Origin of the sequence: Sphingopyxis sp. PAMC25046 (assembly GCF_004795895.1) — a bacterium.
GTDB lineage: Bacteria > Pseudomonadota > Alphaproteobacteria > Sphingomonadales > Sphingomonadaceae > Sphingopyxis.
Genome location: NZ_CP039250.1, coordinates 3,703,883 through 3,728,686, shown reverse-complemented (window position 1 = coordinate 3,728,686; position 24,804 = coordinate 3,703,883). Strand labels below are relative to the sequence as shown.

Below are 24,804 nucleotides of genomic sequence, written 5' to 3'. Positions count from 1 at the left end.
AATCAGGCTCTGAGATCGGGGTCGACATGCCAGCCGTCCTCGACCTGAATGCCAAAGCTGTTCAATATCATCGATACCTGTGTGTACTGACCGACGGTCATGACGAGGTCCATGCGTCCCTTGTCGCCGAGCGGCGCGAGCGCGGCCCAGCTTGCGTCGGTTACGAAATGATTGGTCGTGAGTTCGTCGGTCGCACGCAGCATCGCTCGGTCGAGGTCATTCCAGCCAGCCGCATCGGGGCCTGCCTTGATCCGCGCGATTTCGTCTTCGGACAAGCCGCAGTCGAGCCCGATGCGTTTGTGCTGAGTCCATTCATAGCCCGATCGGCAATTATAGCCGGTGCGCAGGATGACGAGTTCGCGGTCGCGCGGGGTCAGCGCATTGCGCTTCGACAGGATATAATTGCCCCAGCCGAGGAAGGCGGTCAGCGCCTTTGGGGCATGGGCGAGGGTGCGGAAGATGTTGAGGATCTTGCCGCCCCCCACCTTGCCGCCATCGGTGGCAAGGAAGGGTTCGAGCGCGGCGCGCTGGTCGGCATCGAGCCGGTCCAAATCGACCGGCTCGATACGCGGAGCGTTTAGTCTCATTTAACGGGCCGCAAATCAGAAGACCTCGAACAGGCCCGCTGCGCCTTGGCCGCCGCCGATGCACATGGTGACGACGGCATATTTCACGCCGCGGCGCTTGCCTTCGATCAGCGCGTGGCCGACGCAGCGCGCGCCGGTCATGCCGAAGGGGTGGCCGATCGAGATCGAGCCGCCGTTGACGTTGAGCAGTTCGTTCGGAATGCCGAGCTTGTCGCGGCAATAGAGCACCTGCACCGCAAAGGCTTCGTTGAGTTCCCAAAGGCCGATATCGTCCATCTTGAGCTCGAAGCGTTCGAGCAGCTTGGGAATCGCGAACACGGGGCCGATGCCCATTTCGTCGGGCTCGGTGCCCGCGACCGCCATGCCGACATAGCGGCCCAGCGGCTGGAGTCCGCGCTTTTCGGCGATCTTGGCTTCCATCACGACGCACGCCGACGACCCGTCGGCGAGCTGGCTGGCGTTGCCTGCGGTGATCGTATGGCCTTCGCCCATCACCGGCTTCAGGCTCGCGAGCCCTTCAAGCGTCGTGTCGGGACGGTTGCACTCGTCCTTGTCGGCGACGACGTCCTTGAAGCTGACTTCCTTAGTTTCCTTGTTCACCACCGCCATCGTCGCGTTGCAGGCGACGATCTCGTCGTCATATTTGCCTGCGGCCTGCGCGGCGGCGGTGCGTTGCTGCGACTGGAGCGAATATTCGTCCTGAGCTTCGCGGCTGATGCTGTAGCGCTTCGCGACGACCTCGGCGGTGCCGATCATCGGCATATAGGTGTCCTTGTGCATCGCGATCAGCTCGGCGTCGGTCTCGATGAACACCTTGCCGCTGCCGCTGACCTTCGAGATCGACTCGATGCCGCCGGCGACCGCGATGTCCTGACGATCGACGATGATCTGCTTCGCGGCGGTTGCGATCGTCATCAGCCCCGACGAGCATTGGCGGTCGATCGACATGCCGGGGACGGTGACGGGCAGGCCGGCGCGCAGCGCGACGAGGCGGCCGATGTTCATCGTCTGCGATCCCTGCTGCATCGCGGCACCGAACAGGACGTCGTCGATCTCGCCGCCTTCAAGGCCGGCGCGCTCGACCGCAGCCTTGACCGAGAAGGCACCGAGCGTCGGGGCGAGGGTATTGTTGAACGAGCCGCGCGCCGCCTTGGTCAGCGGGGTGCGGGCGGTGGAAACGATGACGGCGTCACGCATGATAGGGGTCCTTCTTTCTGGTTCCGGTTATCTTAACGGGGGAGGTGGGCCGGTATAACTATGTCTTAGACGAAGAACTGGCTGATCCATTCGGCGATCAGCGCGGGCTTTTCCTCGCCTTCGATCTCGATCGTCACTTCGTTGGTCTGCTGCCACTGGCCGGGACGCTTTTCTTCGAGTTCGAGCAGCTTCACGTGGCTGCGCACGCGCTTGCCCGAACGGACGGGGGCGAGGAAGCGGACCTTGTTGCCGCCATAGTTGACGCCCATTTTCACGCCTTCGATCTTCGGCCCGTCGGTGCGCGCGCCGAGCATCGGGATCAGCGACAGCGTCAGGAAGCCGTGCGCGATCGTGCCGCCGAAGGGCGTGAGCTTTGCCTTTTCCTCGTCGATATGGATGAACTGATGATCGCCCGTCGCGTCGGCGAATTTGTTGATCATGTCCTGATCGACGAGCACCCATTCGGATGTGCCCAGATGCTCACCGATCCTGGCTTGCAGGTCCTGCGGCGTGATGGTGGCCATATCTCATCCCCTCGAATTGCTGGTTCGGGGCGCGTTCTAGGCCTCTCTTGCCGCGTTGCACAAGGGCCAAGCCCCGCAGCCGCGTCGCCGTAGCGTCAGCCCTTGACGGGTTTCGGCGTCTTCATCGTCACGCTCTCGGCATAGGGTAGAATCATCGTGCCGTCGGGCGCCGCGGTGAAGGTGGTCTGCGTCGGATAGGCGAAATCGTAGCCCGCCTTCGTCAGTTCGTCGAACAGGCGGATGCCGATCGCCGTCCGCGCAGCGATCACCTCGTTATAATCGTCGTTGTGGACGTCGGCGACGAGCTCGAAGTCGAGGCTCGACGCGCCAAAGCCGATAAAGCTCGATCGGATAAATTCATGCCCTTCCGCTTCGACCTGCGCCTGGAGCAGCGCCGGCAGCGCACGCAGCATTTCGGGGGTCGTCTGATAGACGACCCCGATGGCGTATTGGATACGCCGCCGATGGAGGTTGGCGTAGTTGGTGATCTCCTTCGACAGCAAATTGGTGTTCGAGATCACGAGGAGTTCGCCATTGATCGAGCGCAAGTGCGTGCTCTTGAGCCCGATGCGCTCAACGGTCGCGACGCTGTTGTCATATTTGATCGTCTCGCCGACGCGGAACGGTCGGTCGAAGATGATCGAGAGCGAGGCGAAAAGGTCGGAGAAGATACCCTGCGCGGCGAGGCCGATCGCGATGCCGCCGATGCCGAGACCGGCGACGAGGCCGGTGACATTGACCCCCATATTGTCGAGGATGACAATGCCTGCGATCGCGAACAGCGCGACACTGATCAGCAGGCGGATGATACCCATCGCATTGGAGAGCGTCTCGTTATGTCCCTCGGAGGCGCGGCGCTGGATCAGCCCCAGCACGATCTCGCGCACCCATATCGCGACTTGCATCACCACCGCGACGGTGAACACGAACTGGATGAGTTGCATCACCAGCGCCGGTGGCTGCGCATAGCCCGCGACCAACCGGATCGAGATGATCGCGAGTACGAGCGACTTGGTCTTGTGGATCACGCGTCCCACGATGTCGGTCAGCGTGAACTGACCCGGCGCTGATTGCGCGCGCTTTAACGCGAAGGTGCGGATCATCGAGAGGAGGAAATAGATGATCAGCCCCGCAGCCACGGCGATGCCGATCTGCAGCCAGTGGTCGTTGATCCACGCTACGCTCGCGTCCCACCAGTAACGCAAATCGTCGAGAGGGCTGACGGTGGCGGCGGGCGGCGCGGCGACCGTTTTCGCGGTTTCGCCGGGTGCGGCTTGTGTCGGGGCGACTGCGAAGAGGGGGAAAATCACATCGATCCTCTTGTTGCGGTAAAGGACAGGGGGTTGATCAAGCGGAGCGCAGCAAGGCAGCCGCGTCCGGCGCCCGCTCCAGATAGGTCAAAAATCCGCGTTCGTAACGCGAAAGATAGCGCGTCGCGCGGGGCAGCGTCCCGACGGCCGCCGCGAAGGCCGTGCGCTCCTGCGCTGCGGCGATCATCGCCGGATGGACATAGGCCTTGCGTGCGATGGCGGGTGTGTTGCCGAGGCGGCCGGCGACATGCTCAAGCATCGCCTTCAGCGTCGGCGGCTCGGGCGCGTCGTAAAGGAAGGCGAAGGCTTCGACGCTGGCCGACCAGGTACGGAAATGCTTGGCGCTGAACTCATCGCCCATCGCCTCGCGGATATAGGCATTCACATCGTCCGATCCGACCGCGCACAGGCTGTCCGCATCCTCATACTGAAAAAGCTTCTGCCCCGGCAGATCCTGCAACCGGCGCACCAGCGTCGAAAGGCTGCGGTCGCTGATCGTCACGTCGCGTTTCGCGCCGCCCTTGGCGACATACTGCAGGCGCAACGTCTTGCCCGAAGCCTTTGCATGGCGCTGGCGCAGCGTCGTCGCGCCAAAGCTCTTGTTCGCAGCGACATATTGCTCGTTGCCGATGCGCAGCGCGGCGAGGTCGAGCAGGCGCACGACCGCCGCGACGACGCGTTCCGAGCAGAGCGTCCGGCGGGCGAGATCGTCGGCAAGGCGCGCGCGGAGCAGCGGCAGCGCATGGCCGAAGGCGGCGCAGCGGTCATATTTGTCGGCCTCGCGCGCCATCCGGAAGTCGGGATGATAGCGATATTGCTTGCGCCCGCGCGCGTCGTAGCCGGTCGCGAGGATATGGCCGTTCGGCGCCGGGCAGAACCAGGCGTCCTCGTAAGCCGGCGGCAGTGCGATCGCGTTGAGGCGGTCGATTTCGTCGCGGTCGCGGATGATCTTGCCCTTGGCATCGCGATAGCGCCAGCCGACCCCCGAACGCTCGCGGCTGATCCCGGGCAGACTGTCGTCGACATGGACAAGGCGGGTTGCGGCCATGCGTCCATAGCGCCTTGCTGCGCCATATGGTTCCGGGGTCAGCCGGGAGTAGCCGCCGGATGCCGTGCCGGAACCTGTGCCGGGCGCGCGGTCAGCGGGCGCCATCCCGCCTCCTGTTCGCGGCGGCGCACATAGGTCGACAGCCCCATTTCGAGCGCGAGCATCATGTAGATGAAGGGCTGAAAGGCGATGCCGACGAACAGCGAGCCGATCATATAGACGATATGGCCATGCTGGAGCGCGGTCGCGAGCGGCGCGATCCATTGCTCCTCGGCGCGCCGTGTCTTGAGATAGCGACGGCGGAGTTGCTCCATTCGCAGCAGCCCGACCGCATGCAGGAGCAGCCATAGCGCGAGCCCCGGATAGCCCTGTTCGCCGAGCATCTCGAAATAGCTCGAATGATAGGCGCGCGAATGTTCCTCATAAACTGTCGGTTCGTCATTTTGCGGAGCGTCGGGGTCATAGCCGCTCGCCGCTTTTTCGACGCGGACATGGTTCTGGATATAGGCATTGAAGCCGCCGCCGAACGGATTTTCCTTCGCATATTCCCACGTCCACGCCCACACCGCGACGCGCGTCGATGCCGACTGGTCGGACTTGTGGTCGCGGATCGTCTCCATCCGCTCTGTAAAGCTTTGCGGCAGGAAAGGTATCGCGGCGAGCGCGAGCAATCCCGCACCTGCCATATAGAGGAAGCGATGCTTCACAGCGCGTAGCGACAGGATCGCGAGAATGACGAGGCAGACGAGCCCGGTGCGCGCCTGCGTGCCGACCGGGAGCAGCGCGCAGGCGAAGACGAGCGCGAAGCAGAAGATCGACACGCGCCAGTCGGGCGGGAAGATCGTGCCGTGCCTCCGATACCAGAGGATCAGCGGGATGATCGAAATTCCGACCGCCGACATGATCGAGCCTTCGTAAAGGCCGTAATTCTCGTTGAGCAGCAACTGCAGCGAGCCATAGCCGCCGCCGCCCGCCGCGGTCTTGATTCCGCCCGCGATCGCGATCGCCGCGGCCGACAGCAGCATGACGAGAATCAGCGATTCGATACGCAGCTTGGTCCGGAGCGTGAGCGGCAGGAAGATCGCCCAGACGAGCGCCTTCCATACCCAGCTCCATTTTTCGGCTGCCTCGACCGGGAAGTCGGCCTGGATCGTCGTCATCCAGCAATAGAGGAGCAGCGCAATCAGCAGGGCTTGCCGCCCCGACCATCTTACGTCCTTCTTGTCGTCGACTGCGAGCCAGCCGACGATCGCCAGCCCGAAAACGATCAGCGAGATCGGGATCGAGTTGATGAGGAAATAGCTGAGGCGCTGCGGCGCGACGATGTCGATATAGCAAAAGCACAGCACGAACAGGAACGGCTTGCGAAAGCCGAGCCCGATGAAGGCGAAGAGAAAGGCAACAAAGGCGATGTCACGCATCGGGGCGGGCATCCGCTTCGGCACGCTCGGCATCGCGGCGCTGCTGCCACAGCATGCGCGGGCTCACTTCGCGATCGAGATCGTTGCGATGGAGCAGGCGCCAGAGCGCGATCGCCATCAAGACGTGCGTCAGGCCAATGGAGAAATTGTCGACCATGTCGGCTCCCGCTACGCGACCTGGGTTGACGCCGCGTTAAGGCTTGTATGTCAATGCGCTCAGGGTCAGGACCTGCCAAGTGCACGTTCGAGGTTTGAAGCGATTTTGTTCAGGGCAAGGAAGCGAGACGCAGGCATATGACTATATTCCAAGGCTCGCTGACGCAGTCATGGACAAAATCGGTCAAATCCCGGAGGGACGCCGAAATGGCTTCGATCTCGCCTCCGCGCGGCCTTGCAGATGGAACCACCATGTGCGGCGGCCACACGAAGCCGATATCTTCGCCATTTCGGCGCCTCGAACGCGCTCTTGGCAGGTCCTGACCTTTGTCATGACACGCATATTGCACGTCCTTGACCATAGCCTGCCCGCGCACAGCGGCTACACCTTTCGCACTCGCGCGCTGATGAAGGCGCAGACGGCGAAGGGGTGGGAGGTCGCGGGGGTCACCGGCGTGCGCCATCCCGAACCCGGACCCGATGTCGAAACGGTCGACTGTCTGACCTTCTATCGCACCCCACGGATCGCACCGGTGCCCTCGCCGTTCCGCGAATGGCGCGAAATCGGCGCCTTGGCGAGCCGTGTCGAAACGCTGGCGAACGAGTGGAAGCCCGATGTGCTCCACGCTCATTCCCCTGTGCTTGACGGGCTCGCGGCGCTGCGTGTCGGCAAGAAGCTCGGTATCCCGGTCATCTATGAAATCCGTGCTTTTTGGGAGGATGCGGCGGTCGGAAATGGCACGGGGCGCGAAGGCAGCCTGCGTTACCGGCTGACAAAAATGCTCGAAACTCACGCGGTAAAGTCTGCCGACGCGGTGGCGGTGATCTGCGAAGGGTTGCGCGGCGACCTGATCGCGCGCGGCATCGATCCCGCCAAGATCACCGTGTCGCCGAACGGCGTCGACCTCGATCTCTTCGGCGATCCGCTGCCGCGCGACGATGCGCTCGCCGAAACGCTCGGCCTGACCGCGGACGATATCGTGATTGGCTATATCGGCAGCTTCTACGACTATGAGGGAATCGACGATCTGATAGCGGCGATGCCCGCGCTAGTGGTCGCGCAGCCCAAGGCGCGGCTTCTACTGGTGGGTGGCGGCCCTATGGAGGCTGCGCTCAAGATGCGGGCCGCCGCTTCGTCCGCCGCGGCGCATATCCATTTCGTCGGCCGCGTCCCGCACAGTGTGGTCGAGCGATATTATTCGCTGATCGACATCCTCGCCTATCCGCGCAAGAAGATGCGGCTGACCGACCTGGTCACGCCGCTGAAGCCGCTTGAAGCGATGGCGCAGGGCAAGCTGGTCGCGGCGTCCGATGTCGGCGGCCACCGCGAGCTGATCGCGGACGGCGCGACGGGGACGCTGTTCGCGCCCGATGACCCGGCCGCGATTGCGAACGCGCTGGCCGGCTTGCTCGACAATCGCGCGATGTGGCCCGAACGCCGGCGGACCGCACGTATTTTTGTCGAAAGCCATCGTAACTGGTCGTCAAACATTTTACGTTACGAACCGGTTTACCAGCGATTGCTGCGCGGCGCTTGAGCGTGACGCGTTTGATGTGAGGACAGTACGGCCCGGCGGGCCGACGGATTTGGGACGATATGGAAGAAACCAGCGAGAATCGGGCCAAGGCCATAGCGACCGCGCTGCTGCGCGCGCTCCAGCCCGCGATCCCGGCGGTGATCGGCGCCGCGGCGCTGACCTTCTTGTTCGCCGCATTGATGCCTTTTTCATGGGTCGCCGCGATCAGCTGGAACCTTTACCTCGACCGTCTCTCCGATCTGTTCGTGCCGCCGATCGGCAATGGTGGACGGCTCGCGCTCGCGCTCGGCATGTCGGCGGTCGCCGCCGCGATTGCGGGGCTCGCTGCGCTGCTGATCGCACGGCCCGAGGCGGCCGGCCTGACCTCGCTGCGCAATGTTTTTCGGCGCGGGTCCGAAGAGGCCGGCGATGACGAACCCGTTCTGACGCGGCGCCGCGTCGATCTGCATCCCGACGATCCCCCGCGGCCGCCGATCCGCGCAGGCCGAGACCTGCCGGCGGGCGGGCTGGGCGCGGTCGGCACGACGAGCGCCTATGAACCTGCAGAATTCGACCCTTGGCTTGGCGGAGCGACGGTCGAGGCACGCGAAGAAGCCGAAGACGAACTCATGCTCGCCGACCTTGCTTCCGAAGAGGATTTCGGTGACGAGGCGCCCTGGTTGCAGCCCGCCGAGATGAGCGCGCCGTCAACATTGTCAGATCCCGCCGACAAATCGCTCGGCGCGATGGTCGCGCGGTTCGAAGCAGGGCTGGCGCGCCGACGTCAGGATGCCGCCATGCAGGAGACAGCCTCGGCGGCGACGGGTATAGAAGGCGAAGAAGAACCGGAGGTCGACTTCGCGCTCGAAGCCGCGCTCTCCACCTTGCATCGGATGACGCGCCAGTCGGTTGGTTAATCCTCGACCGTCAAGATCTCGATCCGCAAAGTCCGCGGGTCGGTTCCGCATTCCACGACGACATCGGCAACGATATGCCCAGGCAGCGTCCATTCCGCCACGCCCAGTTCTTCCTGCAGCGCGCGCCGCGTCGCCTCTGCGTCTCCTGCCGCCAGCACGCAGGGAAAGATGTGGCGCGCTCCGACGAAGCTCGCGCTCGCCCAAGGGCGGAAGGTCGATGCTCCGGCAGCGAGGCCGGGCGGCAATTCGCGCGTCAGCAGATGACGGAGCCGGCGATGCGGACAGCCGGGGCGCGGCGGCAGGGCGGGGGACCAGCGCATCATGCTTCGCTCCCCGCGTCGAGGCGCCAGAAGGCACGGGTTCGGCGGTCGCCCAAGGGGGCGGCATTGCCGACGCGGTGGTCGGCTCGCCATTTGTTCATGAAATGTTCCACGCGGCATATGACCGCACGTCCCGGTTGACGGCCGCTCCGCAGATCGCTGACAAGGCGCGGGTCGCGCACCGCGTGGCGGCCGAAAACGCTCGGCGGCATCGCGGATTCCTTCAGAAAGGCCTCTATATGTTGCAACAGGCTGCGCTCCATCATTTCCTCCTGATCGCGCTTGAACACCGGGCGACTCACCCGATAGGATATTTCCTATCTGAAGTTCGATTTCCTACTTGTCTAGGAAAAATCCGTTTGGTAGAGACGAAATAGGAAGGACCAGCCCCGCACGACCCCATGGCCGAATTCGTTCAGGATCCCCGCACGGCGCTCGACCGCCTCTTGGCCGAAAAGGGCATCGACTATGCGCGTCTGTCGCAGGTGATCGGGCGCAACCCGGCCTATATCCAGCAATATATCAAGCGCGGCTCGCCGCGGCGGCTCGCCGAGCAGGACCGCGCCCGCATCGCAGCCTATCTGGGGGTGTCGGAAGCGATGCTCGGCGGGCCGGTGCAGCGCGTCGCGACCCCGGCGCGCGGGCGCGGAACCGGGATGGTCCTCGTGCCGAAACTGGCGATCGGCGCATCGGCGGGCGCGGGGGCCAGCGTCGACGGCGAACCGGTCGAGGGCGAGGTCGCCTTCGATCCCAAATGGCTGCGCGACCTCGGCGCCGATCCGCGCGCGCTCAGCATCATTCGCGTCGAAGGCGATTCGATGGCGCCCACGCTTAACGATGGCGACGATATATTGGTCGATGGTGGCGATGCCGCGGCACGGCTGCGCGACGGCATCTATGTGCTGCGCATGGACGATGTGTTGATGGTGAAGCGTATCGCGCGCGCGCCGGGGCAGGGGCGCGTTTCGGTGATCAGCGACAATCCGCATTATCGCAGCTGGGACGATTTGCCGATGGCGGCGATCCAGCTGGTCGGCCGGGTCGTGTGGACCGGACGGCGGGTGCGGTAGCGTCTAGCGCGGCGCCGCCATCTCAGCCTCGATTTCGTGGTCGAGTACTTCGGCGCGCCGGCATTCTTCCTCTTTGCCGTCGCGGCATTTTGCGAGAGCCTTGTCGCGCTGACGCGACAATTTGCCGACGCGCTCCTCGCGCTTGCGCATCTCGCGGCCGCGGTTGCGGTCGGATTCGTCCTGGCTCGTGGTCGACCAGTCGGCGACCTGACCGACGGCTTTCACCGGCGCGGTGACGACCGTCTTGACCGCGCTGACGCAGCCGGCGAGCAAGGGCGCCGCCAAAAGGGCAACGATCAAAATGCGCATGTCCTTCTCCTCGCCGATCGGGCGCCTCATCGCATAATCGCCACGCTCTGAACAGGATATTGCGATGGAGCGACAGTCAGTTCGGCCCATGTGTCACATCACTGAAATAAATGGTTAAATTGCTGTTTACTCTCTCGCTCTAGTCGAAGCGCGAACCGCGTCGCAACTTGAAGAGGATCGAATGAACGCCATCGGACATGCCTTTGAGCCGGCGTTGGGTCACGCGTCCGCGATCGGCGCCGACGCGCATATGTCCGCGGTCATCGATCTTTTCCGTACCACCCCCCAATTGCGCGCGCTCGCGGTGGTCGACGCGGAGGACCGCCCCGTGGGCATCATTCGCGAACAGCGGGTGCGCGAACTGCTTTTCTGCCCCTTCTGGTTTTCGCTGATGCAGAATCCGACGATCGGCGGTTCGATCGCCTCGATGATCGAGCCCTGCCCGACCGCCGACGTCGCGCGCTCGACGACCGACCTTTTGCGGATCGCTGCGCAATCGGCGGGGCAACAGGAACTGATCCTCGTCGATGCGGGCCGGTTCGTCGAGACACTCGACAGCGGCCAGATCGCCAAGCTCGCGATGCTGCGCGAGGTCGAACTGGCGCAGGAACGCGCCGCGCGCGTGACGCATATCGACGACGCCGGACGGCGGTTCCAGCAGGATATCGCGGCGCTCACCGCTAAGCTTTCCGAAACGGCGAAAAAGGTCGAGTCGGTTGCCGGCGCGCTGTCCGAACGCGCGCAGCAGACGGGCCGCGACGCGGTGACGGTCGCCGGCGCGACGGCGCAGACGCTGGCGGGGCTGCAGGACCTTGGCGATCGCGGCCATGCGCTGGCCGCGACGATGACCAGGATCGTCGACGACGGATCGCGCGCGCGGGCGGTTCGCGGCGATGCGCATATCAAGATCAAGCAGGCCAGCGAACGCGCGGCGGCGCTGAAGGCGGAGAGCCAGTCGATCGAGCAGATGCTCGCGCTGATCATCGACATGGCGAGCCGCACCAACATGCTCGCGCTCAACGCGGGGATCGAGGCCGCGCGGGCGGGTGAGGCCGGTCGCGGTTTCGCCGTCGTTGCATCGGAAGTGAAGACACTCGCCAGCCAGACGCGCACAGCCGCGGGCGACATCGCCCAATATGTCGATCGCATCCGCGACATCGTGGGACAGGTCGCCGCGGGCTTCGACGAGGTCGAACGGGCGATCGACGCGAACAACGGCTTTTCCGACGCGATCGACCGCGCGGTCGACGGCCAGAGCGCGACGACGCTGACGATCGCGAGCTATGTCGAGCAAGCGGTGTTCGCGGGGCGAGAGATCGATGCGCGGGTGCGCGAGATCGGCCACGGCGCCACCGCGGTCGGGGACGGCGCGCAAACGCTAGGCCGATTGTCGGCCGGGCTGGGCGAGGCCGCGCAGTCGCTGCACCAGCGTGCGCAGCGCTTCGTCGAGGCCGTCGCCGCCGCCTGATTCCTTCCGCTCGGACAAGAGCTTGCCCGATCCTGCAACGCTGATAGGATGAAGCCGCGCCGGAGGCGTCAGAGGCCGCCGGCGGGGAGGAGGGTCATCATGACGAATATCCAAAAGGGCTTGGCCGAATTCATCGGCACGTTCTGGCTCGTTTTCGGCGGTTGCGGCAGCGCGGTTCTGGCCGCCGCCTTTCCCGAGGTCGGCATCGGATTGCTCGGCGTTTCGCTTGCTTTCGGCCTGACGGTCGTGACGATGGCCTATGCCATCGGCCATATCTCGGGCTGTCACCTTAATCCCGCGGTCACCGTCGGCTTGTGGGCAGGCGGGCGTTTCGATGCGCGCGACATTCCGCTCTACGTTATCGCGCAGGTGCTCGGCGCGATCGTTGCGGCGTTTCTGCTCTTCTATATCGCGAGCGGCAGTCCCGCCTATGATCTCGCGACAAACGGCCTTGCCGCGAACGGCTTCGGTGAAGGATCGCCCGGCGGTTACGACATCTGGTCGGCTGTGCTGATCGAGATAGTGCTGACCGCTTTCTTCCTGTGGATCATCATGGGGTCGACCGACGGGCGCGCCCCCGCGGGCTTTGCGCCGCTGGCGATCGGCCTCGCGCTGGCGCTGATCCACCTCATCTCGATCCCGGTGACCAATACCTCGGTCAATCCGGCGCGCAGCACCGGCCCCGCGCTTGTCGTCGGCGGACTGGCACTCCAGCAATTATGGCTGTTCTGGGTCGCGCCGCTGGTCGGCGGGGCGGTCGGGGGGCTGCTCTACAAGATGCTCGGGGCCGATACCTTCCCCAAGCCGAATATCGAGGGCGAATAATCACCCTTCTGGCGGGGGCGCCGCCTCCGCCAGACTATTTCAGCAGGTCGATCGCAAAGGCGCGGACCTCGTCCGCCATATCGGGGCGTTCGAGCGCAACCGCCAGATTGGCCTGGATATAGCCGGCTTTCGACCCGCAATCATAGCGCGCGCCGGCGAAGGTGACGGCGTGGAAGGGCTGGTTGCCGATCATCGTCGCCATCGCGTCGGTGAGCTGGATTTCGCCGCCGGCCCCCTTTTCCTGCCCTTCGAGCACGCGCATCACTTCGGGCTGGAGGATATAACGGCCCGAGATGATGAGGTTCGACGGCGCGGCATCGACCGCGGGTTTCTCGACGAGGCCGGTCACCTCGGTCAGCGCCCCGTCGCGCGCGCCGGGCGCGATCACGCCATAGGAAGACACCTGTTCGCGCGGCACTTCGAGCACCGAGATCAGGTTGCCCCCGACCCGGGCATAAGCATCGACCATCTGCTTCATACAGCCGGGCGACCCGTGCATGAATTCGTCGGGCAGAAAGATCGCGAAGGGCTCGTCGCCGACGATGTCGCGCGCGCACCAGATCGCATGCCCCAGCCCTAGCGGTTCCTGCTGCCGGACATAGGCGCAATTGCCGGGGCCGAGCCGCGTCGGTTCGAGCACCGACAAATCCTTGCCGCGTTCGGACATCGTCTTTTCGAGTTCGAAGGCGACGTCGAAATGATCCTCGATCGCACTCTTTCCGCGGCCGGTGACGAAGATCATCTGTTCGATCCCGGCCTCGCGCGCTTCGTCGACAGCATATTGGATCAGCGGCCGGTCGACGACGGGCAGCATTTCTTTCGGAATCGCCTTGGTTGCGGGCAGGAAGCGCGTGCCGAGGCCGGCGACGGGAAAGACGGCTTTGCGGATCGGTTTCATGGACCAAGGCCTAGCGGCGAACGCCGGTCAAGGAAAGGCGGCAGGCCGCTAGCCGAACTATTCTGGCGTCACGATCACGACCACGCGGCGGTTGTCCTGCCGCCCTTCGGGGGTCGCGTTGCTCGACAAGGGCAGGGTTTCGCCGCGGCCGACGACCTGATCGGCGGTCAACCGCATTCCGCCCGCCTGCATCGGCGTCGCTACCGCCTCCGCGCGCGCCTGCGACAGCCAAAGATTATAGGCCGACGTTCCCGTCGAATCGGTGTGCCCTTCGACCCGCGCGGTCGTGATGCCGACCGAGACGAGCTTGGCGGCGATGTCGGTGATCCGCTTTTGCTGATCGGCCGGCACGCTGCTTTCGTTCGAGGGGAAAAGCAGTCGTTCGGGCATGCTCAGTTCCCAGCCGAGACCGGTATCGACGAATCCCTCGGATTGCAGCGTCGCGATCTGCGCCGCGCTGAAGTCGCCGGCGCGCGGCGCGCTCTGGCACGCCGCGAGCAGCGCCGCCAAAACGGTGATCGCGAAGAGGCGAATATTATATGGGAAGGCGTAAGTCATGGCGTCTCTCCGGTGGTCATCGGGAACGGTTGGCCAATTTGTCCGCATACATCGCGGCATCGGCGGCGGTGAGCAGCGCGGTCGCGTTGCTGCCGCTGTCCGGGAAGGTGGCGACTCCGACGCTGACCGACGCGCGATAGGTTTGCCCGTCCGGCAACGTGATGGGTTGCGAAACGCAGGTGCGGATCCGGTCGGCAAGCTCGTCGGCGGCCGCACCGACGTCGAAGGGATCGATGATGACGACGAATTCGTCGCCGCCGATGCGGGCAGCGAAATCGTCCTTGCGAAGCGTTTCCTTGATACACGCCGAAAGCGCGACGAGCACGGCGTCGCCCGCGGCGTGGCCGAAATTGTCATTGGCTGCCTTGAAATTGTCGGCATCGATGAACAGCAGCGCAAAGCGGCTGCCGCGTGCCGCCGCTGCATCGATACGCCGTGCGAGCTGTTCGTCGAAGGCCGCGCGGTTCGGCATCGCGGTCAGCGTGTCGTGCGACGCGCGGTGGGCGAGCATCGCGCGTTCGCTTTCCATATGACCCTGCCAGCCCTGCAATTCATCGAGCAAGGCATTGATGTCGCCCCCCAGCCGGTCGAGTTCGGCGATGCCGAGCGGCTGGACCCGCTTGTCGAAGCGGCGATGCAGCCGCACGTCATGCGCGACGGTCGCGATTTCGTTAAGCGGCTTGACGAGCTCATATTCGAACCGCCGCGCGAGAAAGATCGTGCCGAATGCGGTAATGAGCAAGCAGGTCAGCCCGGCGAGCAGACCGAGCCGGACATAGTCGACCAGCGTCGAACTGTCGCCCCACACCTCGATCGTCCCGATCGTCGATCCGTTGCGCTGGACCGTCACCGCGAAGGGGCGGGGGAAGAATATACGGCTGAGCATGGGGGCCGGATCGGCGGTAGGCGACGTCCACTCGGTCACGGGTCGGCCGACATCGTTGAGTACCCGCAACCGCGCTATGCCGGGAATGCGGGTCAGCGGTTCGAGCCCTTCGCGCGCCGCGACCGGATCGTTGAACACCAGCGCCGGCTCGACGCCATAGGCGCCGAGCTGCGCGGCCAATTCCATGTTGCGGTCGGCATAACCACGCAGCGCCGTCACCCCGGCAAGCAGGATCGTCAGTCCCGACAAGGCGACGGCGAACAGCGTGATGCCGAAATGGAAGCGTGACAGCAGTTTTTGCAGCGTTGTGCGCGCGCCGATGCGTGGGGCGGAGCGAGGCAGATCGGATCTGCTCATCATGCGCCTCCCTGCCCGGAACCGATGCGCAGCACGCGCGGGTCGATCCGCAGCGGGCCGCGACCGATCGCGTCGAGATTGACCGAGAAGCTGAGGCTCGAGGCGCGGCTGTTGAGGCAGAACATCGCGCCATAGATGCAGGCCGCGTCATCGTCGGTGATCGTCAGAACCGGGCGGCCGTGAACCCATGCTATCAATTGCCGGCGGTCGGCAACCGGCATCCGGCCTAGGAACAATATGTCGCAATCGGGGGTGACGCCGGCTGCAGGGGTCAGACGGACCGAGATCGAACCCCGGCCCGGCGTATCCGGCGCCATGCGGGGAGCGAGGCGCGGCGTTCCGACGACGCACATCCGGCGGTTGGCGGCGGACGACCCGTCGGGCCAGCGGGCATAGCTCACGATGCCGCCGATCATCCGGTTGACCGCCTGCGTCATCCCGCCGGCGCTTTCGTCGATGACCGACTGACCTGCCGCCTGAACCGACATCTGCGGCGTCGTCACCAACGCGCCGATCAGAAACAGTGATGCCAGCACTTGGCCGTGCCCCCCAACTGCGCTTCAGGGCCACCCTGCCCCAGCGAAGGCGCGTCCGCTAGTCAAAACAATTGGAAAGTCAATGAATAGTGACGTCATGCGGTCATATTGCAACAATCGACGAGAGCCGACGGACAGGCGTGCAATGACCCAAATTCGTCATCCCGGCGACGGCTGGTTCTCCGTGTCGCGTCATATCGTAATGCGAGATCCCGGCTTTGCCGCGATTGACGACGAACGGAATCAGGCGCGCAGCCGGTCGCTGAAACCCTTGCGAAGTTTGGCCAGCTTAGGGGGGATTACCGCCATGCAATAGGGATTGCGCTGTCCTTCGCCTTCCCAATAGGCCTGATGATAATCCTCCGCCGGATACCATTCGGAAGCGCTTTCGACCGTCGTGACGATCGGCGCGGGCCAGTCGGCCGCGGCACGCGCGATTCCGTCGCGCGCCGCATCGGCTTGCGCGGCATCGAGCGGGAAGATGGCGCTGCGATACTGGGTTCCGATGTCGTTGCCCTGACGGTTGAGCTGCGTCGGATCGTGCGTCGCGAAAAAGACGTCGAGCAGGTCGGCATAAGAAATCACCGAGGGGTCGAAGGTGATGCGGATCGCCTCGGCGTGACCGGTGTCGCCGCCGCACACCTGCTTGTAGGTCGGGTGCGCGACATGGCCTCCGATATAGCCGCTCTCGACGCCGTCGACGCCTTCGAGCGACTGGAACACGGCTTCGGTGCACCAAAAGCAGCCTCCGGCGAAAATGGCGGTTTCACGGGTCATGATGGCGATCCTTATCGGGGAGACGGGAATATCCCCCAAATAGGGTGTGGCTCGCCCTATTCCAAGGGCGGCGGCGCGTCGATCAACGGTGGGTGCAGCGGCTGGCCGAACATCCGCGCTGCGGCGATGGCTGCGGCTTCGGCTTCGAGCGCGGCGACGCGGTCGCGCCACGAGGGATGGGTGCTCGCCTGGAACAGTGGTCGGCCCTTTCGCTGGCCGAAACGCGACCAGAAACGTGCCGCTGCGGCAGGGTCGTAGCCCGCCCCGGCGAGCAGCCACACCGACAGGCGGTCGGCCTCGATCTCGGTCTGCTTGAATATGCGCGCATTGCGGCCGAACTGCTTCGCCAGCCCGCGATCGACCCCCGCCGCGTCGAGCCGCGCGCGGTGGCGTAGGATATTGTGCGCCAGCTCGTGCGCGATCGCCGCTGCAAGTTCTTCGTCATCGGGCGAAAATTCGACGAGTCCTTGGTTGACGAGCACCATGCGTCCGTCAGCAACGGCGCCGGGTTTCTCGTTCGCCTCGACGCGAAAGTCGCTGACGCATCCGGGTTTGGGCGTGACGTCGACAGTGCGCCCCGCGCCGGTATGAAGCGCCAGATCGGCGTCGGCGGGCAGCGCTGCAAGATAAGTTTCGATTGCGGTGATCCGCGCAAAGGGGTGATTGCCGCCACCGTCGGGGACGGGCGCTTCGCCGACTCCAGTCACCGGTGTACCGACGCCGAGCCCCGCCGACGCGGCCGGCGCTGCCGACGCCAGCGCGGCGATGAAGGCATGCGCCCGATCGTGGGCGCCATAGACGGCGAGCGCCTCGTCGCGCCGGTCCGTATCGTAAAGGCGCGGGTCGCCCCAGATCCAACCGAACTGTGGCTGGCGCACCGGGCACCAGGCGGCGTTTTCGGTCGTCAGGCGAAAACCGATCGCCGCCACGCGCGCCTCCGCCGCTGCCAGCGCTGCATAGGGCGATGGCTCGGCGGATGCCGCCATTGCCGGCGCGGCTATCGACAGCATCAGGGCGGTCAGGATTCGTCGGGCGCGGCGCGGCATCGGCCTTCCCTATCAAGGCGCGCCTGTCGCGACCATGAATTTCCCCTAGCGGTGGTGTTCCCGGCCTCTTGCCTATCGTTCGGCAAGCGCCGATAGGGCGGGCGATGATGCAAATCTCTACCTTGCCCGCGCCTGCTACGCGTCAACCCCGCCCCGCGACGCTGGCGCGCTGGCTCTGGGCGGTCGCGCTCCTCGTGATCATCGTGGTCGGCGTCGGTGGTATCACCCGACTGACCGAATCCGGGCTGTCGATCACCGAATGGCGGCCGGTCTCGGGCGTCATTCCGCCGTTGACCGAAGGCGGATGGGTCGAGGAGTTCGAAAAATACAAGCGGATTCCCGAATATCAGGCGATCAACCTTGGCATGACGCTCGAGGGTTTCAAGGCGATTTTCTTCTGGGAATGGCTGCACCGCATCCTCGGGCGGCTGGTAGGCATGGCGCTGCTCGTCCCGCTGATCTGGTATGCTTGGCGTCGCGCCATTCCGGCGGGTTATGGCTGGCGCCTGTTCGCGCTCGCGGCCCTGGTCGGGCTGCAGGGCGCAATTGGCTGGTGGATGGTGGCTTCGGGGCTCGAATATCGCACTGACGTCAGCCATTTCCGCCTCGCGACGCACTTGCTGACCGCGCTGTTCCTGCTCGCCGGGCTCGTCTGGACGGCGCGCGACCTCAACGGGCTGGCGCGCGATCCGGCCAGCCCGCCCGCGCGGCTGACTCGTCCTGCGGTGGCTGTGATCACCATCCTCTTCGTTCAGTTGCTGCTCGGAGCATGGGTCGCGGGACTCAACGCCGGCTATGTTTCGAGCACTTGGCCGTTGATGAACGATCATTTCGTGCCCGAAGGCATCGACTGGGCAGGGGGCGCGTGGTTCGCGCTGACCAACGATCCCTTCCTCATTCATTTTCTCCATCGCTGGTGGTCGTGGATCGCGGCGCTCGCATTGCTGCTTCTCGCGCGGACGCTGTCGCGGCGCGGTGCTGTGCGCGAGGCCGGGCTGCTCGTCGCGGTCGTTGCGGTGCAGATACTGCTCGGCATCTGGACAGTCGTGTCGGGCGTGTCGATGTGGGTCGCCGTGCTGCATCAGGTCGTCGGCGCCATCCTTGTCGCCGTGGCGGCGGCATCGCTCCACCGACTGGGCCGCGACGACGCATGATACTGGCGGGGGCTCTCGGTGCCTTGCTGCTGCTGACGCCCCCATCGCAGGCGGTGGCCGCTCCGGGCGACGCCTCGCCCGCCGCAGCCGCGCAAGTCCGGTTCGCGCCGCCGGTGGGTGTGCCGCTGCGCTATCGGGTAACGACGCGCCGTATCGGCCGTGACGGAAAGCTGATCGATTTCGCACTCGTCTATGTGCTCGAATGGCAGCGGGCCGGGCGGGGCTATCGGCTCGACACCGTGCTGCAACGAATCGAATCAGGTGCGCAACCCGACGTGACGCGCATGGTGACGGTAATGCTCAACCCCCTTGTCGGCGAAAACATCGCTTATTTGGTCCCGTCCGACGGCAGCCGCATCGAGCTTGTCGATCCTGACCAATTATGGGAGCGGGTGACGACACGGGTGGAGCGGGCGGGTGCCGAAGCGGAGCGAGCCGAAGCCCGGCAACTTGCGCAAATGATCGCCGCTCTCCCTGCCGCCGAGCGCGACCGGCTCGCGACCGCCGACATCCGTGCGCTGATCGCGCCCGCGAACGCCGCCATTTCTGCCGCCGCAGTATCCGACGATACGGACGTATCGATCCACACCGACGGCGCCCGGCGCACCATTGCCAGGATCGAACGGGATTCAACCTTGATCGCCGGGAAAGCGCAGTCGCTCGAGATCGATAATTTGTGGACCGTCGACACCGGTACGGGGCTGGTCATGCGTGAGCACCGCCAGAGTTGGATTGCCGGGCCTGATGGCGAGGGCCGCAAGCTGATCGAAGAGCGCGTGCGGGCGCTGGAACCAGTGTCTTGAAGCTTAGGGTATTATAATACCCGTCAGCAAAGCCGCGCTACGCTTGACTTTTCGTTCGCCTGACGCCATTGGCCCGCTCCGAAGCGCCGCATCGCCCTATGGGATTAGGCGGCGCATTTGTTTCGGGGCGCTCGTGCTCCGGTCCATATCTGTCAAGGAGCGTGCCATGAAGGCGCTGACCAAGACGACCCAGTCGGCAAACGCCGCGACGGTCGAAAAGAAATGGGTGCTGATCGACGCCGAGGGCCTTGTTGTGGGCCGCGTCGCGACGATCATCGCCAACATCCTGCGCGGCAAGCACAAGCCGTCGTTCACCCCGCACGTCGATTGCGGTGACAATGTCATCGTCATCAATGCGGAGAAGGTGGCGTTCACCGGCAAGAAGCTGCAGGACAAGCGTTACTACAAGCACACCGGCTATGCCGGCGGCATCAAGGAAACCAGCCCCGCGAAGATCCTCGAAGGCCGTTTCCCCGAGCGCGTGCTCGAAAAGGCCGTGGAACGCATGATCCCCCGCGGTCCGCTCGGCCGCCAGCAGATGCGCAACCTGCGCATCTTCGCCGGCACCGACCATCCGCACGAAGGGCAGAACCCCGAAGTGATCGACGTCGCGTCGATGAACCGCAAGAACAAGGTGGGTGCATAATGGCTGACGAACAGACCATGACCGATCTCAAGGACCTCGGCGGCGCCGTCGAAGGCACCGTCGCTCCCGCAGCTTCGACCGCGCCGCTGCGCGAAAAGATCGTCGACAAGCAGGGTCGCGCTTATGCGACCGGCCGCCGCAAGGACGCCGTCGCGCGCGTATGGGTTAAGCCCGGCACGGGCAAGATCACGATCAACGGCCGCGACCAGGAAGTCTATTTCGCGCGCCCGACGCTGCGCCTCGTCATCAACCAGCCGTTCGGCCTGACCGAGCGCGTTGGCCAGTATGACGTTGTCGCGACCGTCAAGGGCGGCGGTCTGTCGGGCCAGGCGGGCGCCGTTCTTCATGGCATCGCGCAGGCGCTCACCCGCTTCGAACCGGCGCTGCGTAGCCCGGTGAAGGCGGCCGGCTTCCTGACCCGCGACAGCCGCGCCGTCGAGCGCAAGAAGTACGGTAAGGCGAAGGCCCGCCGCAGCTTCCAGTTCTCGAAGCGTTAAGTTTTTTCCGCCGACGGGTGGAGAAGGAAAGGGCGGTCCGGCAACGGGCCGCCCTTTTTCGTCAGAGCAGGTCGAGACTTCCCAGCATCAGCGCCTGCCGCGCGGGGCGCTCGGCCATCACAGCGAACATTTCGTCGCCGCGCGCCGTGCGTTCGACGCTCATCGACGCGAAAACCGCCATGAAATAGCCGCTGAGCGCACCAGCGCGGTAATCGTCCCACAGCGCATCCGCGTCGGGCGCAATGCCGCGCTGTTCGAGTGCTGCTATCCAGCGGTCGAACCCCGGCCGGTCGGCCGCTGCGCGCTCGAGCGGGTCGGCGATGCTGGTGCCGATGAGATAGGCAAGGTCGACCGCACCGCTGCCGCGCCCGAGCGTCTGCCAGTCCACAAGCCAGCAACTTTCGCCATCGGGCGCAAAGAGGATGTTGTCGATGCGCAGGTCGCCATGGACGATCGTGCGCGCCGCAGCCTGCCGCTCGAGATAGGCGTCGAGCCGCTCGACGATCCCGGCGCCAAGGTCGAGCACCTCCGGGTCGAGCCGCTCTGCATAGCGTTCGCGAAAGCCGGCATAGAGCTGGGGAAACAGCGCCCGGATCACTTCACCATTGTCGCGCGCCAGCCAGGGAAGCGCTTCGAGTCGCGGGTCGTTCCACAGCAGGGCGTGGAGCCCGGCCGCGGCGTCGATGCACGGGACGAGCCCATCCAGCCCCAGTCCCGCAAGCTGGTCGCCCTGTCGCGCGGGTGCGAGGTCCGACAGGATCAGGACGAAATCGACATCGTTATCCGCGATCTCGGCATGATGGCACAAGGGTGCGGCGACACCGCTCTCCGCTGCCAGTTCGCGGTACCAGTTGACTTCCTTGACGTAAGTGCCGGTCAGCTTTGCGATATGGCGGCTCGCCTCGTCATGGCTCGGGCATTTGGCCACGACCGTTGACGGCGTGCCGACATCGCCCGTCCAGTCGAGCGTCAGGCGAAAGCTGTCGCACATCTGACCTGTGCCGACCTTGGCGACGGTGAAGCCGCGCAGTGTGTCGGGGTCCTGTCCCAATGTTCCGGCCAGCCACGCGGACGACATCGCCTCGGGGCAGGTAGGGAAGCTCACCGCACCGGGTCCATCAGGCCGGAGAGACCGGTGGGTTCGTGCGGGCCGACGAACAATTGTTCGAGCACGCCGACGCCGCGATGGACGCTGTTGCCGTCGACAAGCTCGGCGGTGACGAGCGCCTGAATGTGCATTGCAAGCGGATTGCCCCAGCCGCGATCGGCTTCTGGAAGACTGTCGTGCGCGACGGCGAGTTCGGCGCCGTGGTCGAGGCCGTGGCCCCAGACGGGGTGTGTATAGCCAAGCCCGCTCATCGCGAAGACGGGTCCGATGGGGGTCAGCGTAAGCGACTGCCCATGCCCCAAATCGGCGGTCATCCGCGCAATCCGCCGCGACCCGGCCTGCCAGTCGGCGCTGAAGGTAGCTGCGTCGAAGTGTCGCTCGGTCCCGCCGTCGCCTACGATCGCGGCACGGCGGTTCCACGGATTGCCCGCGCCGTCGTCGTTGCTGTGGAAGAAAAGCGAACTGTCTTTGAAATTGCACGGCGTCCACAACCAGAAAAATTGGCTGAAATTGCCTTCGGGCGGCGGCTGCGGTTCGCGCGCGCCGACGGGACGAATGCCCCAGCTGCGGTCGCGCGTCCCCACCCATCCGGTTCCGGCCTCGATGCGCTCTCCGCCGACGGCCAGCCAGCCCGACCACTGGCCGTTCTGCGTCATGCGCGTATAGTCCATGAACAGCCGCGTGCCGTTTCGGCGGACGAAGCGCGGTTCCTCGATCGGGAAATGGCGGCCGGTGAAGCGTAGCTCGGCCGCGAGCGGTCCGTCATTGGGCGCGATCCGCAGGGTGACGATTTCGAGCGGGACGTCGATGTCGAGCGCGATCGGCCCCACAGACAGTTCGAGCCGCTCGCCGCGCGATCGACGGCTGGCGCGAAGATTATGTTGGACCCCGCCCACGATAACGCAGAAACTCGCATCGACGATACCGAGCTGCGGATAAAATCCCATCGCGGCAGCGAAGAAGATCGATCCGTCGGGCGAATAGCCGTTGAAGAAATAGCGATCGTAAAAATTGCGGTCGGTCCCCGCAAACGCAATTGGCTCGCTGGTCTGATGCAACGGATAGTCGTCGCCCTTTGTCAGCATATGTCCTCATCCCGTTTTTTGTTGCAACCTAACGGCCCCCCGGGATGCGTCAATGGGGCGCGGCGTCAATGCACCGGTGGATCGACGGGCGGCACCGCCGCGATGGGGGCCACCGGTTCGCCGGGTTCGCGCGGCGGCAGCGCGTCGGGCGGCACATCGTCGATCTGCATGTCGGGGGTCGCGATATGATCGAGATTGCGCACGCGGAGGTCGATCGCCGCACCTTCGAAGGTCAGATCGTTGAAACTCGGCGGGGTCGAGCGGATGCGCTGCGACAGCGTGCCCGCTCCGATCATGCGGATCGGGCCCGCGGCGGTCGTCTTTGTCAGGTCGAAGGCGTCGTGGACATGGCCGGTCAGCACGGCTGCCACGCCTCGCTTCGCCAAGGCCGCGAGCGCGCGTTCGCCGCCGCGCGTCAAGGCGCGCCCCTTGGTCCCGGCCTCGACCAGCGGGTGATGCGCGGTCACTAATACCGTCGTTCGGCGCGGCAAGGTGTCGATCGCAGCAAGCGTTCTTTCGAGCGCCTTCTTCGTCACCCATCCCTTCGACCAGTCGAGCCGCCATTGCGCGCGCGCGGTGGTCTTGAGCGGGACGACCGCTACGCCCGGCAGGTCGAGTTCGCGTTCGACCAGCCGCCTGATCCCGCGGATGCGGCGATAGGGGAAGAGGAAGCGTTCGATGGGGTTGAAATAGGGAAGATCGTGATTGCCGACCTCGACCGTCACCGGCACGTCGAGTTCGCTGATCCAGTCGCACGCCGCGGCGAACTCGCGGGTCCGCGCGCGCATCGTGAGATCGCCCGTGATCAGCACCGCATCGGGCCGATCGCGCCGCACGCAATCGGTGAACCAGCCGAGCGCGGCGCGATCCTCGAGCCCGAAATGCAGGTCGCTGATGTGGAAAAGCCGGGTCATGCCGTCGCGACGAAGTCCACCCCGCTCGTCCCGAGCCTGAAGCGTGCGGGCGAGGGTGTTTCGCCGAGCTCGCCGTCATATTCGAGGCTGATCGGCGCCCCGCTTTCGAGGATGATCGTTTCGCCGCTGATGATTTCCTCGCTCGGCCCGTCGCGAAAATCTCCGCCGAGCCAGGCCAGGCCATGACGCAGCACGTCGGCGGTGCCCTCGGTCAATATTCCGTCGGCGCGGATGCCTCGCGCCGTTGGGGTAAGGATGATCGCCGGATAGACGCGGCCGTGTCCGGCCACCGCGACGCCGGGCGCGTTCAGCATCGTGTCGAGCGCATCGGGCGCCGAGCGGCTTGCTTCGATCAGCCCGTCCTGCCGCATCGTTTCGCGCACTTCTGCCCATTGCGTCGCGGGGCCGGCCACGATCGTGATAAAGGCGTCGCCATCGTCGGACCGGATGATGGGCACCGGTTGCCGCCGCGCCTTGCCCTGGAGTGCGTCCGTCAGGATTTCGGTCACTGGCCGGTCGCCGTGCAGTTCCTTCGACAGAAGGTTGAGCGTCCCGCCGGGGAGCGGCAGGATCGCGCCATCCCAGCCTGCGGCCCCGGTCGCGGCGGCATTGATCGTCCCGTCGCCGGTCCAGACGAGCAGCAGGTCGATGTCTTGCCGGACGAGTTCGCCAGCATCGGGAATCTCGTCGTCGGGGAGCTCGAAGAGAGCGATGAGCGGCGCGCCCGCACTGCGGCAGCTTTCGACGATCTCGGAAACGACGGCGTCATCGTGACTGCCGCTCTGGCTGTTGCAGACAAGGGCGGGCCGGGTGAAGTTTGCTGTCGTCATCGTACTTTCCTACGCGTGAGGGCGGAAAAGGTCGCTTGGC

General features: G+C 65.1%; 29 protein-coding genes. 9 read left to right on the top strand and 20 right to left on the bottom strand.

All coding sequences use genetic code 11. The features are described 5' to 3' along the window. Window positions 1-2: 2 nt before the first annotated feature. The 7 genes from E5675_RS17560 to E5675_RS21575 all read right to left on the bottom strand — a co-directional run bounded on the left by E5675_RS17560 (window position 3) and on the right by E5675_RS21575 (window position 6,244). Complete coding sequence (locus E5675_RS17560) at window positions 3-587, bottom strand: carboxymuconolactone decarboxylase family protein (RefSeq protein WP_136175630.1); 585 nt, start codon at window positions 585-587, stop codon at window positions 3-5. A gap of 15 nt (window positions 588-602) precedes the next feature. Next, complete coding sequence (locus E5675_RS17555) at window positions 603-1,784, bottom strand: acetyl-CoA C-acyltransferase (RefSeq protein WP_136175629.1); 1,182 nt, start codon at window positions 1,782-1,784, stop codon at window positions 603-605. A 65-nt stretch (window positions 1,785-1,849) separates the two neighbouring features. Then, window positions 1,850-2,308: a MaoC family dehydratase gene (locus tag E5675_RS17550; protein WP_136175628.1), complete on the bottom strand. Its 459-nt coding sequence runs from the start codon at window positions 2,306-2,308 to the stop codon at window positions 1,850-1,852. Between the two features lie 95 nt (window positions 2,309-2,403). Further along, entirely contained in the window at window positions 2,404-3,618 is a 1,215-nt protein-coding gene (locus E5675_RS17545) for a mechanosensitive ion channel domain-containing protein (RefSeq protein ID WP_247594674.1), read from the bottom strand. A 37-nt stretch (window positions 3,619-3,655) separates the two neighbouring features. Beyond that, the gene (locus E5675_RS17540) at window positions 3,656-4,666 is read right to left on the bottom strand and encodes a DNA topoisomerase IB (RefSeq protein ID WP_136175627.1); all 1,011 of its coding nucleotides are present in this window, start codon (window positions 4,664-4,666) and stop codon (window positions 3,656-3,658) included. Window positions 4,667-4,704: 38 nt separating this feature from the next. After that, a complete protein-coding gene (locus E5675_RS17535; protein WP_136175626.1) occupies window positions 4,705-6,087 on the bottom strand; it encodes a putative O-glycosylation ligase, exosortase A system-associated in 1,383 nt (460 codons plus the stop codon). After that, on the bottom strand, window positions 6,080-6,244 hold the full coding sequence (locus E5675_RS21575) for a hypothetical protein (RefSeq protein WP_168707917.1): 165 nt from the start codon (window positions 6,242-6,244) through the stop codon (window positions 6,080-6,082). The genes E5675_RS17535 and E5675_RS21575 overlap by 8 nt, the downstream gene beginning before the upstream one ends. A 331-nt stretch (window positions 6,245-6,575) precedes the next feature. On the opposite strand from E5675_RS21575, the gene E5675_RS17525 reads away from it, so the two are divergent. Together E5675_RS17525 and E5675_RS17520 are read left to right on the top strand one after the other, a co-directional pair. Next, window positions 6,576-7,781, top strand: coding sequence for a TIGR04063 family PEP-CTERM/XrtA system glycosyltransferase (locus tag E5675_RS17525; RefSeq protein WP_136175625.1), 1,206 nt, complete (start codon window positions 6,576-6,578; stop codon window positions 7,779-7,781). Between the two features lie 59 nt (window positions 7,782-7,840). Then, window positions 7,841-8,677, top strand: a complete 837-nt coding sequence (locus E5675_RS17520) for a hypothetical protein (RefSeq protein ID WP_136175624.1) — start codon at window positions 7,841-7,843, stop codon at window positions 8,675-8,677. On the opposite strand, the gene E5675_RS17515 is transcribed toward E5675_RS17520, so the two are convergent. Then, the gene (locus tag E5675_RS17515; RefSeq protein WP_247594673.1) at window positions 8,674-9,000 is read right to left on the bottom strand and encodes a hypothetical protein; all 327 of its coding nucleotides are present in this window, start codon (window positions 8,998-9,000) and stop codon (window positions 8,674-8,676) included. The two genes, E5675_RS17520 and E5675_RS17515, sit on opposite strands and share 4 nt — an antisense overlap. Beyond that, entirely contained in the window at window positions 8,997-9,260 is a 264-nt protein-coding gene (locus E5675_RS21830) for a hypothetical protein (protein ID WP_247594900.1), read from the bottom strand. Before E5675_RS21830 ends, E5675_RS17515 begins: the two co-directional genes overlap by 4 nt. 138 nt (window positions 9,261-9,398) lie before the next feature. Between E5675_RS21830 and E5675_RS17505 the strand changes: the two genes are divergently transcribed. After that, window positions 9,399-10,067, top strand: a complete 669-nt coding sequence (locus E5675_RS17505) for a S24 family peptidase (protein ID WP_136175622.1) — start codon at window positions 9,399-9,401, stop codon at window positions 10,065-10,067. Window positions 10,068-10,070: 3 nt separating this feature from the next. Here E5675_RS17505 and E5675_RS17500 read toward each other — a convergent pair whose 3' ends face one another. After that, on the bottom strand, window positions 10,071-10,376 hold the full coding sequence (locus E5675_RS17500) for a hypothetical protein (protein ID WP_136176558.1): 306 nt from the start codon (window positions 10,374-10,376) through the stop codon (window positions 10,071-10,073). Window positions 10,377-10,557: 181 nt separating this feature from the next. On the opposite strand from E5675_RS17500, the gene E5675_RS21940 reads away from it, so the two are divergent. Beyond that, on the top strand, window positions 10,558-11,844 hold the full coding sequence (locus E5675_RS21940) for a methyl-accepting chemotaxis protein (protein ID WP_281727859.1): 1,287 nt from the start codon (window positions 10,558-10,560) through the stop codon (window positions 11,842-11,844). A 99-nt stretch (window positions 11,845-11,943) separates the two neighbouring features. After that, complete coding sequence (gene aqpZ, locus E5675_RS17490) at window positions 11,944-12,669, top strand: aquaporin Z (protein ID WP_136175621.1); 726 nt, start codon at window positions 11,944-11,946, stop codon at window positions 12,667-12,669. Between the two features lie 34 nt (window positions 12,670-12,703). On the opposite strand, the gene galU is transcribed toward aqpZ, so the two are convergent. The 6 genes from galU to E5675_RS17460 all read right to left on the bottom strand — a co-directional run bounded on the left by galU (window position 12,704) and on the right by E5675_RS17460 (window position 17,727). Further along, the gene (gene galU, locus E5675_RS17485) at window positions 12,704-13,567 is read right to left on the bottom strand and encodes a UTP--glucose-1-phosphate uridylyltransferase GalU (RefSeq protein ID WP_136175620.1); all 864 of its coding nucleotides are present in this window, start codon (window positions 13,565-13,567) and stop codon (window positions 12,704-12,706) included. Between the two features lie 57 nt (window positions 13,568-13,624). Continuing rightward, entirely contained in the window at window positions 13,625-14,125 is a 501-nt protein-coding gene (locus tag E5675_RS17480; protein ID WP_136175619.1) for an OmpA family protein, read from the bottom strand. Window positions 14,126-14,141: 16 nt separating this feature from the next. Continuing rightward, window positions 14,142-15,371: a diguanylate cyclase gene (locus tag E5675_RS17475; protein WP_247594672.1), complete on the bottom strand. Its 1,230-nt coding sequence runs from the start codon at window positions 15,369-15,371 to the stop codon at window positions 14,142-14,144. Continuing rightward, entirely contained in the window at window positions 15,368-15,904 is a 537-nt protein-coding gene (locus tag E5675_RS17470) for a YfiR family protein (protein WP_136175618.1), read from the bottom strand. The genes E5675_RS17475 and E5675_RS17470 overlap by 4 nt, the downstream gene beginning before the upstream one ends. A gap of 243 nt (window positions 15,905-16,147) precedes the next feature. Then, window positions 16,148-16,681: a peptide-methionine (S)-S-oxide reductase MsrA gene (msrA, locus tag E5675_RS17465; RefSeq protein WP_136175617.1), complete on the bottom strand. Its 534-nt coding sequence runs from the start codon at window positions 16,679-16,681 to the stop codon at window positions 16,148-16,150. 56 nt (window positions 16,682-16,737) lie between these two features. Next, window positions 16,738-17,727: a M48 family metallopeptidase gene (locus E5675_RS17460; RefSeq protein ID WP_136175616.1), complete on the bottom strand. Its 990-nt coding sequence runs from the start codon at window positions 17,725-17,727 to the stop codon at window positions 16,738-16,740. Window positions 17,728-17,831: 104 nt separating this feature from the next. Between E5675_RS17460 and E5675_RS17455 the strand changes: the two genes are divergently transcribed. The 4 genes from E5675_RS17455 (at window position 17,832) to rpsI (ending at window position 20,827) form a co-directional block, all read left to right on the top strand. After that, complete coding sequence (locus tag E5675_RS17455; protein WP_247594671.1) at window positions 17,832-18,881, top strand: COX15/CtaA family protein; 1,050 nt, start codon at window positions 17,832-17,834, stop codon at window positions 18,879-18,881. A 23-nt stretch (window positions 18,882-18,904) separates the two neighbouring features. Continuing rightward, the gene (locus tag E5675_RS17450) at window positions 18,905-19,684 is read left to right on the top strand and encodes a hypothetical protein (RefSeq protein ID WP_136175615.1); all 780 of its coding nucleotides are present in this window, start codon (window positions 18,905-18,907) and stop codon (window positions 19,682-19,684) included. A gap of 166 nt (window positions 19,685-19,850) precedes the next feature. Next, on the top strand, window positions 19,851-20,330 hold the full coding sequence (gene rplM, locus E5675_RS17445) for a 50S ribosomal protein L13 (RefSeq protein ID WP_136175614.1): 480 nt from the start codon (window positions 19,851-19,853) through the stop codon (window positions 20,328-20,330). Beyond that, the gene (gene rpsI / locus E5675_RS17440) at window positions 20,330-20,827 is read left to right on the top strand and encodes a 30S ribosomal protein S9 (protein ID WP_136175613.1); all 498 of its coding nucleotides are present in this window, start codon (window positions 20,330-20,332) and stop codon (window positions 20,825-20,827) included. Before rplM ends, rpsI begins: the two co-directional genes overlap by 1 nt. A gap of 61 nt (window positions 20,828-20,888) precedes the next feature. Here rpsI and E5675_RS17435 read toward each other — a convergent pair whose 3' ends face one another. From E5675_RS17435 to E5675_RS17420, 4 genes are all read right to left on the bottom strand, one after another. Next, the gene (locus E5675_RS17435; protein ID WP_136175612.1) at window positions 20,889-21,932 is read right to left on the bottom strand and encodes a phosphotransferase; all 1,044 of its coding nucleotides are present in this window, start codon (window positions 21,930-21,932) and stop codon (window positions 20,889-20,891) included. Further along, window positions 21,929-23,020 carry a hypothetical protein gene (locus E5675_RS17430; protein ID WP_136175611.1) on the bottom strand — a complete coding sequence of 364 codons (1,092 nt, stop codon included), beginning with the start codon at window positions 23,018-23,020 and terminating at the stop codon, window positions 21,929-21,931. Before E5675_RS17430 ends, E5675_RS17435 begins: the two co-directional genes overlap by 4 nt. Before the next feature lie 65 nt (window positions 23,021-23,085). Further along, the gene (locus E5675_RS17425; RefSeq protein WP_136175610.1) at window positions 23,086-23,934 is read right to left on the bottom strand and encodes a metallophosphoesterase; all 849 of its coding nucleotides are present in this window, start codon (window positions 23,932-23,934) and stop codon (window positions 23,086-23,088) included. Beyond that, the gene (locus E5675_RS17420; RefSeq protein WP_136175609.1) at window positions 23,931-24,764 is read right to left on the bottom strand and encodes a diacylglycerol kinase family protein; all 834 of its coding nucleotides are present in this window, start codon (window positions 24,762-24,764) and stop codon (window positions 23,931-23,933) included. Before E5675_RS17420 ends, E5675_RS17425 begins: the two co-directional genes overlap by 4 nt. Window positions 24,765-24,804: the final 40 nt, after the last annotated feature.